Annotated in this window: 18 protein-coding genes and 2 other annotated features; of the genes, 14 read left to right on the forward strand and 4 right to left on the reverse strand. The window is 43.5% G+C overall.

The genetic code is table 11. The features are described from left to right. Positions 1–563 precede the first annotated feature (563 nt). Entirely contained in the window at positions 564–1,391 is an 828-nt protein-coding gene (locus MHI53_RS07475; protein ID WP_340373146.1) for a polysaccharide deacetylase family protein, read from the forward strand. A gap of 27 nt (positions 1,392–1,418) precedes the next feature. Here MHI53_RS07475 and MHI53_RS07480 read toward each other — a convergent pair whose 3' ends face one another. After that, a complete protein-coding gene (locus tag MHI53_RS07480; RefSeq protein ID WP_340373147.1) occupies positions 1,419–1,853 on the reverse strand; it encodes a DUF1885 family protein in 435 nt (144 codons plus the stop codon). A 335-nt stretch (positions 1,854–2,188) separates the two neighbouring features. Between MHI53_RS07480 and MHI53_RS07485 the strand changes: the two genes are divergently transcribed. Further along, a complete protein-coding gene (locus MHI53_RS07485) occupies positions 2,189–2,314 on the forward strand; it encodes a GapA-binding peptide SR1P (RefSeq protein WP_081092558.1) in 126 nt (41 codons plus the stop codon). 159 nt (positions 2,315–2,473) lie between these two features. On the opposite strand, the gene MHI53_RS07490 is transcribed toward MHI53_RS07485, so the two are convergent. Continuing rightward, positions 2,474–3,931 (reverse strand): aminotransferase class I/II-fold pyridoxal phosphate-dependent enzyme, encoded by a 1,458-nt coding sequence (locus MHI53_RS07490; RefSeq protein ID WP_061144106.1) that lies wholly within the window; start codon positions 3,929–3,931, stop codon positions 2,474–2,476. Positions 3,932–4,294: 363 nt separating this feature from the next. Between MHI53_RS07490 and MHI53_RS07495 the strand changes: the two genes are divergently transcribed. The 9 genes from MHI53_RS07495 to trpA all read left to right on the forward strand — a co-directional run bounded on the left by MHI53_RS07495 (position 4,295) and on the right by trpA (position 12,716). Continuing rightward, positions 4,295–5,254, forward strand: a complete 960-nt coding sequence (locus MHI53_RS07495; protein WP_061144105.1) for a nitronate monooxygenase family protein — start codon at positions 4,295–4,297, stop codon at positions 5,252–5,254. Between the two features lie 59 nt (positions 5,255–5,313). Further along, positions 5,314–5,586 carry a UPF0223 family protein gene (locus tag MHI53_RS07500; protein ID WP_340373148.1) on the forward strand — a complete coding sequence of 91 codons (273 nt, stop codon included), beginning with the start codon at positions 5,314–5,316 and terminating at the stop codon, positions 5,584–5,586. A gap of 61 nt (positions 5,587–5,647) precedes the next feature. After that, positions 5,648–5,884, forward strand: a binding site (T-box leader). Positions 5,885–5,921: 37 nt separating this feature from the next. After that, positions 5,922–6,154: a binding site (T-box leader), on the forward strand. A gap of 131 nt (positions 6,155–6,285) precedes the next feature. Then, positions 6,286–7,680, forward strand: a complete 1,395-nt coding sequence (gene trpE, locus MHI53_RS07505) for an anthranilate synthase component I (protein ID WP_340373149.1) — start codon at positions 6,286–6,288, stop codon at positions 7,678–7,680. Continuing rightward, entirely contained in the window at positions 7,677–8,282 is a 606-nt protein-coding gene (locus MHI53_RS07510; protein WP_100533999.1) for an aminodeoxychorismate/anthranilate synthase component II, read from the forward strand. Before trpE ends, MHI53_RS07510 begins: the two co-directional genes overlap by 4 nt. 28 nt (positions 8,283–8,310) lie before the next feature. After that, positions 8,311–9,333, forward strand: coding sequence for an anthranilate phosphoribosyltransferase (gene trpD, locus MHI53_RS07515; RefSeq protein ID WP_340373150.1), 1,023 nt, complete (start codon positions 8,311–8,313; stop codon positions 9,331–9,333). Next, on the forward strand, positions 9,333–10,109 hold the full coding sequence (gene trpC / locus MHI53_RS07520; RefSeq protein WP_061144101.1) for an indole-3-glycerol phosphate synthase TrpC: 777 nt from the start codon (positions 9,333–9,335) through the stop codon (positions 10,107–10,109). The genes trpD and trpC overlap by 1 nt, the downstream gene beginning before the upstream one ends. 10 nt (positions 10,110–10,119) lie before the next feature. Next, positions 10,120–10,734 (forward strand): phosphoribosylanthranilate isomerase, encoded by a 615-nt coding sequence (locus tag MHI53_RS07525; protein ID WP_061144100.1) that lies wholly within the window; start codon positions 10,120–10,122, stop codon positions 10,732–10,734. 4 nt (positions 10,735–10,738) lie between these two features. Next, entirely contained in the window at positions 10,739–11,944 is a 1,206-nt protein-coding gene (gene trpB, locus MHI53_RS07530; RefSeq protein WP_061144099.1) for a tryptophan synthase subunit beta, read from the forward strand. Continuing rightward, positions 11,937–12,716: a tryptophan synthase subunit alpha gene (gene trpA / locus MHI53_RS07535; protein WP_061144098.1), complete on the forward strand. Its 780-nt coding sequence runs from the start codon at positions 11,937–11,939 to the stop codon at positions 12,714–12,716. The genes trpB and trpA overlap by 8 nt, the downstream gene beginning before the upstream one ends. Before the next feature lie 321 nt (positions 12,717–13,037). Here the strand turns inward: trpA and MHI53_RS07540 are convergent, their stop codons facing one another. Next, on the reverse strand, positions 13,038–13,658 hold the full coding sequence (locus tag MHI53_RS07540) for a DUF1054 domain-containing protein (RefSeq protein WP_061144097.1): 621 nt from the start codon (positions 13,656–13,658) through the stop codon (positions 13,038–13,040). Positions 13,659–13,856: 198 nt separating this feature from the next. On the opposite strand from MHI53_RS07540, the gene MHI53_RS07545 reads away from it, so the two are divergent. Further along, positions 13,857–14,054, forward strand: a complete 198-nt coding sequence (locus tag MHI53_RS07545; protein ID WP_061144096.1) for a hypothetical protein — start codon at positions 13,857–13,859, stop codon at positions 14,052–14,054. A gap of 292 nt (positions 14,055–14,346) precedes the next feature. Then, positions 14,347–15,150: an inositol monophosphatase family protein gene (locus tag MHI53_RS07550; RefSeq protein ID WP_061144095.1), complete on the forward strand. Its 804-nt coding sequence runs from the start codon at positions 14,347–14,349 to the stop codon at positions 15,148–15,150. Between the two features lie 64 nt (positions 15,151–15,214). Here MHI53_RS07550 and MHI53_RS07555 read toward each other — a convergent pair whose 3' ends face one another. Beyond that, positions 15,215–15,397, reverse strand: a complete 183-nt coding sequence (locus MHI53_RS07555; RefSeq protein WP_061144094.1) for a YlaF family protein — start codon at positions 15,395–15,397, stop codon at positions 15,215–15,217. Between the two features lie 123 nt (positions 15,398–15,520). Between MHI53_RS07555 and typA the strand changes: the two genes are divergently transcribed. Beyond that, a complete protein-coding gene (gene typA / locus MHI53_RS07560; RefSeq protein WP_061144093.1) occupies positions 15,521–17,368 on the forward strand; it encodes a translational GTPase TypA in 1,848 nt (615 codons plus the stop codon). The last annotated feature ends 16 nt before the right edge of the window (positions 17,369–17,384 follow it).

Consider the following 17,384-nt stretch of genomic DNA (forward strand, 5'->3'; position numbering starts at 1 on the left):
AGTAGCGTGCTGCCCTTGCAGCACGCTTTTTTCATTGGATTCGGCCATGAAAAAGGAATGTACCCGCCAATTCGAGATTTTCTTTACACTATTTAAATGAAAAGGACAAAATGGGCATAAGCTATATAAAGGGCTTTTTACTTTTTTTCTCCAAAAGGTTTGAATATGGTAAAAGAGGATAAAAAATAAGATGGGCAATGTGCGAATATAAAGTTATTGCTCATGACATGAGTAGGCCTGATGTATTCATTTGAAAATGGGGTGGATCACTTGAAAAATTATCTGGTAATCCTCTTTCAACTAATCGTATGGAGCGGCTATACACTGGTTGAATGGCTTTCTGTTAATGATCGGTTTGTCTTCAAGGTATTCATGTTTTTGGTCTTTTCATATTTGGCCATTTACATTGGTAAAATGATTTTGAAATCCAATAAGCGAACCATGCTTATAACTGTGATCAGCCTATTATGCTACGGGCTGTTACAAATCCTTTTGGAGACCTTAGTACCCGTTTATTGAATTTTCGCAGGGCCTGCAAAGACACAAAAAAACACGGAGGTATCATGTTCAACAAAGTTTTAGTTTTGTTAGCGAGTGTAGCCATTTTATTGATCGCTTGTACTGGCCAAGATCCCGATCACGCGGAAAAAGAAAAGAATAAAAGCGTGGAAACGGCAGCGTCCGTCCGAGATGAAAGCCAGCAAGAGAAAAAAGAACAAGAAGAATCACCCAAGACGAATGCGGAAGAGAAAGTTAAGGCAGAATACCGGGTCAATAAAGATACTTGGTCATTTGAACCGATAGGGGACGCAGATCCGAAGGTTGTCTTGTTGACATTTGATGATGCTCCTGATAAATATTCGCTAGAAATAGCCAAAACCCTTCATCGGCTTAAGGTTCCAGCGATATTTTTCGTCAATGGCCATTTTCTTGAAAATGATGAAAATAAAGCGATGTTGAAAGAAATTCATGATCTAGGTTTTCCCATCGGCAACCATACATATTCCCATGTGAATTTAAAAGAATTGACCGAAAAGGAACAAGAGAGGGAAATCGTTAAACTGAATAATTTGGTTGAGGGCATTATCGGGGAACGCCCTAAGTATTTCAGGGCGCCGTTTGGTTCGAATACCGATCATTCAAGAAAAGTTGCTGAGGAAGAAAAAATGTTGGTGATGAATTGGACATATGGATATGATTGGGAAAAGGAATATCAGGACAAAAAGGCCTTAACAGAAATCATGTTGAATAGTCCTTATTTAGGAAATGGTGCGAACCTTCTAATGCATGACCGAAAATGGACGAGTGAAGCGATTGAGGAGATCGTGAAAGGTTTTCAAAAGAAAGGCTATAAGATGCTTGATCCTGACTCGATTGAGACACCTGCATGAGCTGGCTTTCAGCTTTTGCAGGTTTTTTCATTTTCTTGGATAGAAGTACATCACGCGATTATTAAAGAGGTGAAGCTGCGCCTTTAATTTTTTTGCGAGGAACTTGCATAATTCATTTGCTTTCCCTTTATCCCCGAAGGTTGCTGTTTCCGGAAGGGTGAATTGGATATAAGATTGGATTCGTTCCAGTCCGTCTTCATCCTTAATCACTTCCTGGTCTACACCGATCAAGATCATATGGTAACGATCTTCTTTGGCTTGGAGATATATGGCTTTGTCTTTCATTTTTTCAGGTTCCCTCATTTCATAAGGAAAAGCTTTCTTATCGTAGTCCCAATCCAGTTGCTTTCCTGTTTTTGCCGTGATCATTTGATAATAGGTCAGCAATTCCTTTACATCCTCGATGGTAACGGTCGCTTTGACTGATTCGGGAACTAGCTTGATATACGCATTTTCTGCCATTTGGATCCCCCTTATTCGATCAGTTTTACTATTATATTAGCATTTTTTGGTTGATTTATATACTTATCTATATGTATATTTAAAAGTAAAATTACTTCCCCCCTTTTTTTGGAAAGAAAGGGAGGGCGAATCTTTCAATGGTATAAACTGCTGCTCATGCGATGCTCATTGCTTTACCAGCAGGATTGGCATACCCGTATAAACATTCCCTGATCCAATAAAATGATTATGTCATACTTTTTAGCTTGATATTATAAATGTGTTATATTATAATTCATTTAAAGCGGTTACATTAATGGAATGTTGCATACAATATAGAGGAAGGGGTTGTAAAAATGGGAACTATCGTATGTCAAACTTGCAATAGCACGATTGAACATTTTGAAGATGAAAAAGTAAGTGTACTTTATACACACAATCACAACTGCCAAAGCTGTGATACAGCTGCCTCTCAGGAATAATACCGAAAACCTTCGATGAGATTAATAGAATTCAAGAGTGCTCCACGACTTTATGGTCTGGAGCACTTTTTTTGAACAACCGATAGGCTGCTGCGCCATTTTAATGCTGACTATATGAAAAAAACCAGGGCGGTCACCCGCTCTGGTTTGTGTATGCAATCAGTTCTTTATGATGCGTAAATATTTTATTTCTGGATCCTCTGGACCTTGAACAGGCAGGCCCGCCTCGATGTTTTTTTGGATATAACTGATATTATCTTCCGTAATCAGTTCACCAGGAATAAAGATCGGGATGCCCGGCGGATATACCATGATGAATTCAGCACTGATTTTTCCGACGGATTCCTCGATCGGCACCACTACGGTTTCGGCATAAAATGCCTCCCTTGGCGATAGGGCAAGCGGTGGTGTATCAGGAAGGAGCACTTCGATTTTTTCATGTTCAGCCGCCATTTCCTTAAACTCATCCGAAAGGTCCTTCAAGGCAGCGATCAGAAGATCCGCTTCCGTTTTGGAGTCTCCTGGTGTAATCAGGCAAAGGATATTATACAAATCGGAAAGCTCCACTTCGATATTATGCTTCTCACGTAGCCATTTCTCGACGTCGTATCCGGTAATGTTCAATTCCTTGATGGAAATGATCAGTTTTGTAGGGTCATAGCTAAAGGCAGCCTTGCTTCCGAGAATTTCGCTGCCGACACAGTATAGATAAGGGATCTCATTTACGGCCTCCCTGATGTACCCTGCAAGATTGATGGCCTCTTCGATCATTTGCCTGCCTACGGTCGCCAGCTGCCTCCTAGCCGTGTCCAGGGAAGCTAGAAGGATGTAGGAGGTTGAGGTGGTAGTGAGCATGCTTAAAATCGCTTGAACTCGATTTGCGGAAACCAATCCATCTCTCACATTTAAAATCGAACTTCCTGTCAGCGAGCCACCAAGTTTATGGACACTCGTTGCGGCCATATCCGCTCCAGCCTGCATGGCTGACATGGGCAAGTCCTCATGGAAGTGGATATGGACTCCGTGTGCTTCATCAACGAGGACAGGGATTTCGTAGGAATGGGCAATTTCGACGATTTTTTGCAAATCAGCTGAAATGCCGAAATAGGTAGGATTGATTACAAGCAATCCTTTTGCATCACTATGCTCTTTTAACGTTTTTTCAACGGCATCTAGGGTGATACCGTGTGAAATGCCCAGATCTTTATCTATCTCAGGGTTGATGAAAACGGGAACGGCTCCGGAAAAGACAATCGCAGACATGACGGATTTATGTACGTTCCTTGGTACGATGATTTTATCCCCAGGACCGCATACCGTCATGACCATCGTCATGATAGCTCCGCTTGTTCCTTGAACGGAAAAGAACGTGTGATCGGCCCCGAAAGCTTGGGCAGCCAGATCTTGTGCTTGTTTAATGATCCCTTTTGGCTGATGGAGATCATCGAGCGGAGCGATATTGATTAAATCTATGGATAATGCATTTTCTCCAATGAATTCACGGAAATCGGCGTCCATTCCTTTTCCTTTTTTATGACCTGGAATATGGAATTGAACGGGATTTTTTTTGGCATGCTGCAATAAGGCAGTGTATAAGGGTGTTTCATTCTGTGACAATTCTTTGTGGCCCCTTTTCAATATAGTAGGTACAAATATGGGGGAGAAAGACTCCCTTTCTATAATGATCGAATGTTTCTCCGATTTTGCAACCATATGAATGGTCAGGTAGCTATGGAAAAACATAAAACAAATGAATTATAGCACGTCTTATAATAAATGCCTAGCATGAGTTTACCGTTCTGACATGAAAAATCATCTTGTTCCTCGAATGACCGGGGAAGAAATAATCGCGAATATCGTTAATGAACCAGTCTTTCCCATGAAGCTGGATTGTGTCGAATGTAAAAATTGAATGGTTAAACAATATTTGCCATAATGAACATGTACGTTCATATCATACATAAAAAGGGAGTGGGGAGTTTGAATTGGAAGACGCGTGTGACAGATTTGCTAGGAATACAATACCCGATTGTACAAGGAGGGTTGGCTCATTTAGCTTATGCGGAACTGGCAGCGGCCGTTTCAAATGCAGGGGGGCTGGGGCAGGTAACGGCGATGTCCTTGGACAGCCCAAAGCAATTGGTCGATGAAATAAGGAGAACGAAGGAATTGACCGATAAACCGTTTGGCGTGAATTTTGCAATTGGGCAGCATGGAAGACCTTATGAGCATATGCTTGAAGCAGCCATGGAGCAAGGAATTGCAGCTGTTTCCGTAACGGGCGGCAACCCTGGGCCCTTTCTTGATTGCGTCAAGGACACTTCGGTGAAAAAACTTGTGCTTGTTGCAGCGACAAGGCAAGCGGTGAAGGCGGAACAGCTTGGTGCAGATGCAGTTATGGTGGTTGGCCAGGAGGGGGGCGGACATTTAGGACGGACGGATATCGGTACCGCTGTTTTGATTCCTCAAGTTGTGGATGCCGTGAAGATTCCGGTCATTGCTTCTGGCGGCTTTGGTGATGGACGAGGTTTGATGGCAGCGATGGCACTTGGGGCGGAAGGGATCGAGATGGGAACCAGGTTCATTGCAGTCAAGGAGTGTATACATGCACATGAATTATATAAAAAAGCCTTGGTTTCCGGTACGGAAAATGATACCGTTGTCATTAAGCGGTCCATCGGTGCACCGGCCCGGGTGATAGCAAATGGTTGGACGAGTAAAATTCTTGAAATTGAAAAAGAAAACGGTGGATATGAGCAATTGAAGGATTACATAAGCGGAAAAGCGAATCAGCGCTATATCCATGATGGTATGGAAGAAGAAGGATATGCTTGGGCAGGACAAGTGATGGGTCTGATCCATGATGTTCCGGCGACAGCTGAGCTGTTCAGCCGGATCATCGGCCAAGCTGAGGAAATTCGCTCGAAATGGGCATACTGAAGGTGGATGGTCTCCCCCGACAACATGAAAAAACGATCTAGAAGGAGCGTGTTTAAGGTATGGATTATCAGTATCCAATGGACCTTGATTGGTCAACGGACGAAATAGTCGATGTAATTAAATTTTTCGAAGCGGTGGAAAAAGCTTATGAGAGCAAAATCCAGAAGGAAGCGTTCATGAAGGCTTACCGAAGATTCAAGGCAATCGTTCCAGGTAAGGCGGATGAAAAGAACTATACGGATGAGTTCGAGGCGGTCAGTACCTATTCTGCGTATCAAGTCATTAAGAAGGCTAAGGGACTTGAGGACGGCGACTGGGTTAAAATGAAATAATAATTTGAAAACTTTATTGACTTACTGAAAAGATTGTTTTAACATAATAACCAAGAAAAAGATAAAGGCAGTGACGAAGAAAAGTACCTTAATGCAGTTCCGCAGAGAGCCAGTGGTTGCTGAAAACTGGTGAACGAATTTAAGCGAATGGACTTCCGAGCCCCAAACCGAAACGGATGGACGGAGTAGGCTTTGGCGATTATCTCATCGTTAATGGAGATAGGCATGGAATGAATCATGCCGTAAAGTGAGCTAATTTAGCTAATTAAGGTGGTACCACGGGTTCCTCGTCCTTTGGATGAAGGGCCTTTTTGCGTTTTTTCGAAAAAATGATACTTAAATCTATGATTAAGAGTAGTAATCTTTTTAGATTCGTCACAGAGAGCCGGCATAGGTGGAAACCGGTACGATATAAAAGGATGAATGGACTTATGAGTGGTTTCTTGAAATAAGTAGGGAAACCCGGCTTCCTCCGTTAAAGGGTTTGGCAGGAAATATTTCCTGCTTGAGAGGGAAAAATGATTTATTTTTCCAACTTGAGGTGGCACCGCGGTATCCCGTCCTCTGCAGACACATTTTTGTGTTTGCAGGGGATTTTTTTGTGGATTTTAATTCGGTTGAGGCAGAAGCGCCATATACCCAAAAAGGGCACGGCAATCGAGTTCACATGATCGAATAAGAATTTGGAGGGGATTTTTGATGAAAGATTTGAATGAAAAGAAGATGCTTCGCTTCAAAATGGAAACCATTGAAGGCGATATTCATACACCCATTGCCATATTTCAGAAATTAGCAGGGCAACAAAGGTTTTTATTGGAGAGTTCGAATTCCCATCATGATGATGGACGTTACTCGTACTTAGGCTCAAATCCGTATTTGGAGGTAACGTCACTTGCTGGCCGCGTTTATGTGAACGATTTTGAGACGGGTGGTCAAAGCGTCAAGAACATCAACATCATCGAGTTTCTGAAAAGGGAATTGTTGGTGGAGATAGGGGACGCCCCGGTTAACATTCCGCCATTTAATGGGGGAGCGATCGGATATATGGGGTATGATGTCATTCGCTTATTTGAAAATATAGGTCCGGTGCCTCCCGATTCTCTGCAAATGCCGGATGCCCATTTTCTTTTTTATAAGGAATTATATATATTCGATCATGTGCTTCAGAAGATACACCTGTTGACTGCGGAGGAAGAAAGTGAAAAAAGTCTGTTGCGGATGAAGGATACAATCAACCAGGCAAACCTACCATCAAAGGAAATATCGTCGGAATATTTGGAATTCGACTCGAATTTCACCCAGGAAGAATTCGAGCAGATGGTACGCGAAGTGAAAGAGGCGATTGTGGCAGGTGAGGTGTTTCAAGTGGTTCTATCGCAAAGGTTTAAAGCGGACTTTGATGGAAAGCCTTTCGATGCATACCGCCGTCTGCGTTTAGCCAATCCCTCCCCATATATGTTTTATATAGAATTTGGTGATTATACCATCATAGGATCTTCTCCGGAAAGCTTAATCAGTGTTTCATCTGGAGTCGTCCATGTTAACCCGATTGCCGGCACAAGGCCAAGAGGAAAAACGGATGAAGAAGATAAAGGCTTTGAAAGAAGCCTGCTGATGGATGAAAAGGAACTTGCCGAACATAGGATGCTTGTTGATTTGGGAAGGAATGATCTTGGGCGGGTATGTGAAATAGGATCGATCCACCTTACCGAAGAAATGGAAATTCAAAGATATCAGCACGTGATGCATATTGCTTCGAAGGTCAGCGGAAAGCTTAGAGAAGGATTTACGAGTTTGGATGCATTGTCTGTCTGCCTTCCTGCCGGGACTGTTTCAGGCGCCCCTAAGATTCGGGCGATGGAGCTGATCAATGAACTGGAGAATTGCAAACGCGGGGTGTATTCCGGCTCCATAGGTTACATGGGCTTCGGAGGGGATCTGGATATGGCTTTGGCTATTAGGACGATGATCATTAAAGGCGGTAAGGCCTATGTACAGGCAGGTGCGGGAATCGTCTATGATTCAGATCCAAAAACGGAATATGAAGAAACACAAAATAAGGCACGGGCGCTAATGGAGGTACATGGAAAATGATTTTACTAATTGATAACTACGACTCGTTCACCTATAACCTTTATCAATATTTAGGGGAAGTGGAGAAAGACATCATCGTAAAAAGGAATGACGAAATAACCATAGCCGAAATCGAGGAACTGAACCCAATGGCAATCGTTATTTCCCCTGGCCCTGGACGGCCGGAAGATGCTGGTATCAGCATCGAAATCATCCTTCATTTTTATAAGAAGGTTCCGCTTTTGGGCATTTGTCTCGGGCACCAAGCGATCGGTGCAGCTTTTGGTGCGAATGTGGTTGGGGCACAACATATCATGCACGGGAAAACATCGGTTATCGAGCATGATGGATCAGGGGTATTTGCCAATCAGGATGTGCAATTTCCGGTCATGCGTTACCACTCCCTAGTGGTGGAGAGAGGAAGCCTGCCAAAAGAATTGAACGTTACGGCAGCAGCACTGGATGATGGGGAGATCATGGCATTGCAGCATGATGAGTTCCCATTATACGGTCTGCAGTTCCATCCTGAGTCCATCGGGACGAAAATCGGCAAGGAATTATTGCATGAATTTTACGAGATTGCCGGGAATTTTCAGTTGGAAAAGAAACAATCCATTTTATAAATTCAAAAAACGACTGGGGGAGTTAGCGGTGAAGGAATATTTAGCAAAGTTAGCAGAGCGTCAGACATTGACGGAAGATGAGATGAGCAGAGCAGCCCAAGCGTTATTTTCTAAAGATATCACCGAAAGCGAAATGGCAGCTTTCATCATTGCCCTGAAAGCGAAAGGGGAAACGGCAGGAGAAATAGCAAGCCTTGTTAAAGTCATGAGAAAGGAAGCAAGGAGCGTCCAAACAAGCTCGGTTAATGTAATGGATAATTGCGGTACTGGGGGGGATGGGTCTAAAAGCTTCAATATAAGTACGGCATCGGCCTTCGTAATTGCTGGAGCAGGAGTCAAGGTTGCCAAACATGGCAACCGCAGCATTTCAAGCAGAACGGGCAGTGCGGATGTACTGGAAGAGCTGGGAGTTAATTTGTCCTTGGAGCCTGAGATGCTGAAGGAGGTATTGGAGGAAAACGGGATAGCGTTTCTGTTCGCTCCATCCGTCCACCCTAATATTGCACGGATCATGAAAGTGCGAAAAGAATTGAAAATCCCGACAATCTTCAATCTAATCGGGCCCTTGACCAATCCAGTCCAACTTGAAACCCAATTATTGGGGATCAATCGTCGCGATATGCTCGAGCTATTTGCAGATGTGCTCCATAAATTAGGCAGAACACGCGCTATTGTCATAAATGGCGCCGGATTCATGGATGAAGCAAGTCTTCAGGGAGAGAATTCGCTCGTGCTGTTGGAGCGAGGGGATATCATTCCGTTTACCCTTCATCCCGAGGAGGTGAATCTGCCCGTATACGATAACGAAAAGATCAGGGGCGGCGATGCCAAACAGAATGCCGATATCATGCTGCGCTTGTTGAGAGGGGAAAAAGGGGCCTACCGTGATACCGTTTTATTGAATGCCGGCCTGGGTTTATACGCACATGGCACGGCAGCAACGATCAAGAAAGGAATTTCCTTGGCCAAGGAAAGCCTGGATAGTGGCTCCGCTCTTTCGAAATTGGAAAATTTGATTGCTTACGGCAATAGAAATAAGGTGGTCTTGTAATGGAAAATATCTTAACGGAAATCATCGAACAGAAAAAAGTCGAAGTCGCAAAATTAAAGGAAACAGGTTTAGATGAATCAGTTATGATCGACGTGGTCAGGCCGTCTCTCGTGCAAACGTTGAAAACTGCGAAGACCATCGCTGTCATTGCCGAAATCAAACGGGCCTCCCCTTCGAAAGGGAATATTAAGATGGATGTAAATCCGATCGAGCAGGCGCTGTCCTATGAAAGTGGCGGTGCGGCAGCGATATCCGTATTAACGGATGAAGCATTCTTCAAAGGGTCGATCGCGGATTTAAGGTCGGTGAGCGAAGCCATAAAAATTCCAAGGCTGTGCAAAGATTTCATCATCGATGAGATTCAGATCGATCGTGCCTATCGGGCTGGTGCGACCATCATTCTATTAATTGTGGCAGCACTTTCCCAAGATCGGCTTCATGAGTTATATCAATATGCAAAAAATAAAGGGCTGGATGTGTTAACCGAAATTCATGATGAAGCTGAATTGGAACGAGCTCTTGAAATGAATGCAGAACTTATCGGGATCAACAATCGGAACTTGAAAACATTCAAAGTGGATTTGGCTGTCACGGAGCGATTGGCGAAACGGCTTGATCCAAAGCGCCACCTCATCATCAGCGAAAGTGGAATCAAGACAAAAGAAGACGTATTGCGAGTGAAGAAGGCTGGTGCGGTGGGGATTCTGGTCGGCGAAACACTGATGACCTCAGCGAATCTTCCCAATACCATGGCAGAACTGCAAATGAGCCTATAAGGAGATTGCTATGTTAGTAAAAATATGTGGGATAAAGACATTGGCTGCTGCCCAAGAAGCCGTAAAATACGGAGCGGATTTAATTGGGTTCATTTTTGCAGAAAGCAGCAGGAAAGTAGCTCCTGAATTGGTCGGTGAATTCGGATTGAAGCTGCCGGGTCATGTTAAAAAAGTCGGAGTGTTTGCCAACCAGACCGAGCAAGAAGTAATAAGGATTGCTGAAGTGGCAGGGTTGGATTTTATTCAGCTGCATGGCGATGAGTCGGCCAGCTTCGCTCGCAGGATGCCGCTCCCGGTAATCAAGGCTTTTGCCATCCGCTCAGAAACAGATCTTGAAAAGCTTCAGGAGTACCCAGCTGAATTTTTATTGGTGGATCTTCCTAAGGGATCTTCTGGCAAGGGTCTGACTTTGGATTGGGATATGATCGGCGAAGCGATGTTACCTCGCAGGAAACTGATCCTTGCAGGCGGTCTGACTCCTGAAAATGTGGGGAACGCAATTAGTGCCGTTTCACCAATCGCCGTGGATGTGGCAAGTGGGGTAGAAACAAATGGATTAAAAGATTCGCTGAAAATGAAAGCATTTATTAATGAGGCGAAATATACAGCCGGAAAAGGGGAATGAAAAGATGACTACTTATACACAGCCTGATCGAACAGGACATTTTGGAGCTTACGGGGGCAGGTTCGTTCCGGAAACGTTAATGGCCGCGATAACGGAACTTGAGGAAGTATATGATCGATCCAAAAAAGATCCCGAATTCCAAAAGCAGCTGAGCTATTACTTGAAGCAGTATATCGGTCGCGAAACTCCTCTCTATTATGCGGAGAATCTTACGAAACTGGCTGGCGGTGCCGATATTTATCTGAAGCGTGAGGACTTGAACCATACCGGAGCACACAAAATCAATAATACGATCGGCCAGGCGTTACTGACTCAGAAAATGGGCAAGAAAAAAGTGATTGCCGAGACGGGTGCAGGGCAACATGGAGTGGCGACTGCGACAGTTTGCGCTTTGCTGAAGCTGGAGTGCATCATCTTCATGGGAGAAGAAGATATCAGGAGGCAGAAACTGAATGTGTTTCGGATGGAGCTATTAGGCGCCAAGGTCGTATCCGTATCACAAGGAAGCGGGACACTGAAGGATGCAGTTAATGAAGCCCTGCGTTATTGGGTAGCTAATGTGGACGACACCCATTACATAATGGGGTCCGTTCTTGGTCCGCACCCTTTTCCGGTAATTGTTCGCGATTTTCAAAGTGTGATAGGCAAGGAAACGAAGCGCCAATATTTGGAGGAAAACCACACCCTGCCAGATGCCGTAGTCGCATGCATAGGCGGGGGCAGCAATGCGATGGGAATGTTTTATCCGTTCATTGAAGATGAAACGGTCGAATTATATGGAGTGGAAGCGGCAGGTCATGGACTTGATACACATTTACATGCTTCCAGCCTGACGAAAGGGAAGCCAGGTGTGCTGCACGGTGCATTCATGTATGTTTTACAGAACGAAGACGGGCAGATCCAGGAGGCGCATTCGATTTCAGCAGGGCTGGATTATCCGGGGGTGGGTCCGGAACATAGTTTCCTAAAAGATACCAAGCGAGTGGAATATACCTCTGTTACAGATGATGAAGCCTTGGAAGCGCTGATGCTGCTATCAAGGGAAGAAGGGATAATTCCTGCTTTGGAAAGTTCACATGCCATTTCCTATGGTTTGAAACTTGCCAAGGAAATGGGTAAAGGTACAGGATTGGTGATTTGCTTATCTGGCCGTGGCGATAAGGATGTAGAAACGGTTCAATCGTTAATAGGGGGCAGTGAACATGAATAAATTAACAAAGGCGCTTGAAGAATGTAGGATTAAGCAGGAAAAAGCGTTCATTCCTTATATAATGGCAGGCGATGGCGGTCTAGAACGTTTGAAGAGCCAGCTTCTTTTCCTTGAAAATAGCGGAGCGACAGCCGTGGAGCTAGGTATACCATTCTCTGACCCTGTTGCGGATGGACCGGTCATCCAGCAGGCTGGCATCCGTTCCTTGGAGAATGGCACCACTTTAAGGGATGTACTGAAAAAAGTGAAGGAAATCAAAAATGAGGTGAAGATCCCCATCATCTTAATGGGCTATTCCAATTCGCTCATGGCCTATGGTCTTAAAGAATTTACCGAAGATTGCCTTAGTGCGGGAATTTCCGGATGTATCATTCCGGATGTGCCAATTGAAGAAGAAGCGGTGTTTTCCTCTATCAAAATGGCAGGAATCGTGCTTATCAGGCTCGTGACACTCACCTCCTCGAAAGAGCGCATCACAGAGATTACAGCAGGGGCAGAGGGCTTTATTTATGCAGTTACAGTCAAAGGCATCACTGGTACCCGTGACACTTTTGCAGGTGAACTGGGGGACTACCTCAAGAAGGTGAAGGAGCTTAGTCCCGTTCCTGTTCTTGCTGGTTTTGGCATTTCGACCCCAGAACATGTCCGGGATACGATCAAGTCCTGCGATGGGGTCATTGTCGGCAGCAAGATCATAGAATGCTTCGAATCAGGTAAGCAAGATCAAATTAATGAACTGATACAAGCGAGCAAAGATTTAGTTCGAAAATAAAGAAAAAGGGTTCCGGAATTAAAAATTTTGGAACCCTTTTGGATTTTCGAGAATAACCCTACGGCCCGCTATGTAAGGCCAAACAAGGACCGTGTGTTTGGGCTAGGGAGATGAATGCTTAGACTGTTGCTTTTCCAAAGCGGGCATAAAAAAAATACCCCCTTAATTGTTAGTTTGGTACCTAACAGTTACGGGGCAGTTCAACTCATTTTTCATCGGGTTCGCATACAGACTGGTGAAGCAAGCGACCGCTCTCCTTTTCATTTGCAGCAAGATTGGCGAGTGTTCCATAATCCCATGTCGAATGATGATTCATCGTGTTTAATTTAATTTATATAAGGGTAAAAGATGTTCAAACGCATCTTGAATGGTCTTCATGAAATCATCTTCATTCATTTTAATGGCATCATCACGTGAAATTCTTATGCCGCATAGGATTTCAGCTTTCTTTACAGTTTGCAGCCGGTGGAACATAGAGTTCAAATCTTCTATGTCTAAACCTTCATGAGGAATGACATCAGGTTTTGTATGATCCATCGACCAAACATAATGAGATGGAATGCTTTTGATCAAACGGTCCGCCTGTTGCTCCAGTTTCTTTCCGATTTCCATTTTATTCGGGGCTTCATAAATGACGGCGTACCAAATGAACATATGGGTTTCCCACAGCCCAATTTGAAAATGCGGCATCATTTTATATCCTCTGCTGTTTGCAGCGAAAGCTACCCATGTATCTTTAGGAGGATTCACAGTCCGTCTAGCATGCTTTGCCACATGAGGGTACATTTCATCCCCCGTCATCACGGAAAGCTGTTGGGAAAAATGCTCGCCAAGAGCTTGTAGTTTTGGTTGGATTCGATCTTTTAAAGCATCCATGCGTTGTTCCAATCCATCAATCGTGAAAACGTTAAAATCATCTGCCGTGAATCTTGCTCTATTCATTATCATCTCTCCTACTGTGTCATTTGCACATATTGTAGCATAATTAAAAGTGAAAATTAATTAATACGATTATGGGGCGTCACCGCAAAATTCCTTCTAGGTTAAAACACAAATTAGTTGCTATTTGTTGTAGGAAGACATATGATAAACTATAAATAAATTCAGAAAATTAGGTTAATTGAAGGGAGAATGTTAATTATGAAACAAGTCATGAACCAAGCATTAAAGGCTAAAGAAGTTGAAAGACATAGAGCTGCAGTGTTAAGAATGGAAATGGACTATGAATTAGCAACCCTTTTTGAAGCGATTGGTGAAGAGAATGATCAAATGCGGTCACAATGCAAGCAAAGGCTTGAACGGATCCGGTTGGAATTGTTGAAGTTAAAAGCATTGTAAGAAGCTTGTCCGCAAGGATCATGAAGGAGAATGACTGAAGGAAATGAATCAATTTCAATACAAGGAATTTCATTATAGATGAACGGACACTTATTTTATTTAAAAAATAATGTGTCCGTTTTTCATTCGAAGTCCAAACTAAAAAATGGGGGCGCCCGACGTTTCCCTGCTTTCGTTAGGATTATCAAAAATGTAAGATGTTAAAAACTTGAAGACAAACTATATTTGCTTTAATCTTTATAGGAGGATCATTCTAATGTAGTTTCTGATCATAAAGGACGGGGATATTATAATGGCATCGGTAAAGGAAATGGATACATATGCAAAATTATGGATGAAGGAAGCGGGAGCGAGGCTAAGGGCTTCCTTTAATACCAAATTGGATATTGAAATGAAAACGAACCCTAATGATTTGGTTACAAATATGGATAAGGGGATCGAAAAGTTTTTTTGCGACAAGATTGGTGAGGTCTTCCCTGATCACCGGATTTTTGGGGAAGAGGGAATGGGCAATGATATAAAGGATTTAAAGGGGACAGTGTGGATTATTGACCCGATTGACGGGACATTGAACTTCATTCATCAACAGAGGGATTTTGCCATTTCTCTTGGGGTTTATGTGGATGGCATCGGAAAAATCGGCATGGTCTATGACGTCGTTAGTGATGAATTATATCATGTGATCAAGGGACAGGGAGCATACATGGATGATCAACGCCTTCCTTCGCTCGAGCCGGCAACGGTAAATAGGTCCATAGTTTCCATTAATGCAAGCTGGGTGACGGAAAACCGCAGGATAGACCCGCGTCTTTTAGCGCCGCTCGTCCGGGATGCACGAGGAACCCGTTCGTATGGTTCGGCAGCATTGGAGCTTGCCTTCGTGGCTGCTGGAAGGATTGATGCCTATATAACGATGAGGCTCATGCCATGGGATTTTGCCGGAGGAGTGTTACTTATAGAGGAAGTGGGCGGAGAAGTAAGCAATATCAAGGGCGGCAAGTTGAATTATATAGAAGGTGATTCCCTTTTCGTTTCCAAGCCGGGACTGCACAAAGAAGTATTCGATAAATACTTATCAGGTAACTCCGGTCTTTGATGTCGGATTGGCCTTATTGTAATAATTAACAAAAAAAACTCGCTGTTTCAGCGAGTTTTTTATATTATAACTTTCCTGCTTCGCGTAATTTTTTCTTCTGAGTGAATCCAAACCCCATTAAACCGCAAAGGACAACGATTGCAGCCAATATCCCAATCAAGCTTTTTTCAGCAATGAAGATGCCGATGGAGCCAATACTGGATGTTGCCAATATCGCTAATATTAAGAAATTCCATTTAATATTCATACTATCACCCCTAATATGTCTATTGTACATAATTTCTGTATTTGTTTCTAGTATGTTTGTGATATAATATGTAAGTTAATACTAGTGATACGTTATACACAAACTTTTTTAGGAGTGAATTTTTTGAAATTAAGAGAAAATATTCGTAATATAGCCATCATTGCCCACGTTGACCATGGTAAAACAACGTTAGTGGATCAGTTGCTTAAGCAATCTGGTACTTTCCGTGAAAACGAACATGTGGAAGAGCGTGCGATGGACTCTAATGCGATTGAAAAAGAACGCGGAATTACGATTCTTGCGAAAAATACAGCAGTACAATACCAAGATACACGGATTAACATTTTGGATACACCGGGTCATGCCGACTTCGGCGGTGAAGTGGAACGGATCATGAAAATGGTCGATGGCGTTTTGCTTGTCGTTGACGCCTATGAAGGTTGCATGCCGCAAACTCGTTTTGTTTTGAAAAAAGCTTTGGAGCAAAAAATCACGCCAATCGTTGTCGTGAACAAAATCGATAAAGATTCTGCACGTCCAGATGAAGTGGTTGATGAAGTAATCGACTTATTCATTGAATTGGGAGCCGAAGAAGAACAGTTGGAATTCCCGGTTGTCTTCACTTCAGGTATTGCTGGTACAGCAAGCTTGGATTCCGATCCTGCCAAACAAGAAAAAGACATGACACCACTATTCGAAACGATCGTTGAAACGATCCCTGCACCAATCGATAACTCAGAGGAACCGCTTCAATTCCAAGTGGCTTTACTTGACTATAATGATTATGTAGGCCGTATCGGTGTTGGCCGTGTATTCCGCGGTAAAATGCATGTAGGACAGCAAGTTTCATTAATGAAGCTTGATGGGAAGGTTAAACAATTCCGTGTAACGAAAATCTTTGGTTATATCGGCTTGAAGAAAGTTGAGATCCAAGAAGCTGTTGCCGGTGACTTGATTGCCGTTTCTGGTATGGAAGATATTAACGTAGGGGAAACGGTTTGTCCGGTCGAACATCCTGACGCGCTTCCAATCCTACGTATTGACGAGCCAACATTACAAATGACATTCCTTGTCAATAACAGCCCATTCGCAGGACGCGAAGGGAAATTCGTTACAGCGCGTAAAATCGAAGAGCGCTTGAAAAGCCAATTGCAAACGGACGTCAGCTTAAGAGTCGAAAACACCGATTCTCCGGATGTTTGGGTTGTTTCAGGCCGTGGAGAGCTTCACCTTTCCATCTTGATTGAAAACATGAGACGTGAAGGATACGAGCTGCAAGTTTCTAAACCGGAAGTTATCGTTCGCTTGATTGATGGTGTCCGTTGTGAACCGGTTGAACGCGTTCAGATTGATGTACCTGAAGAACACACAGGTTCTATCATGGAATCCATGGGAGCACGTAAAGGTGAATTGTTGGATATGATCAATAGCGGAAGCGGTCAAGTCCGTTTACTGTTCACGATTCCAGCTCGCGGATTGATCGGTTATTCAACCGAGTTCTTAACGATCACTCGCGGATATGGCATCATGAACCACTCGTTTGACAGCTACCAGCCAATGGCACAAGGCCAAGTCGGCGGAAGACGTCAAGGTGTACTTGTTTCCATGGAATCAGGAAAAACTACACAATATGGTACGATGCAAGTAGAAGACCGCGGTGTTATTTTCGTTGAGCCGGGTACGGATATTTATGAAGGCATGATCGTCGGGGAACATAACCGTGATAGCGATTTGACTGTAAATATCGTTAAAGCGAAACAAATGACGAATATGCGTTCAGCGAATAAAGACCAAACTTCTTCCATGAAAAAACCGAGAATCCTGTCTCTTGAGGAAGCTTTGGAATACTTGAACGATGATGAGTACTGTGAGGTAACTCCGGAATCCATCCGCCTTCGTAAAAAGATCCTTGATAAAAACGAGCGTGAAAGAGCGGCTAAAAGGAAAAAAGTTGCTGTTGAAGAAAAATAAATAGCAAGAGGAGGAG

It is taken from the genome of Peribacillus sp. FSL E2-0218 (assembly GCF_037992945.1).
Lineage (GTDB): Bacteria > Bacillota > Bacilli > Bacillales > DSM-1321 > Peribacillus > Peribacillus simplex_B.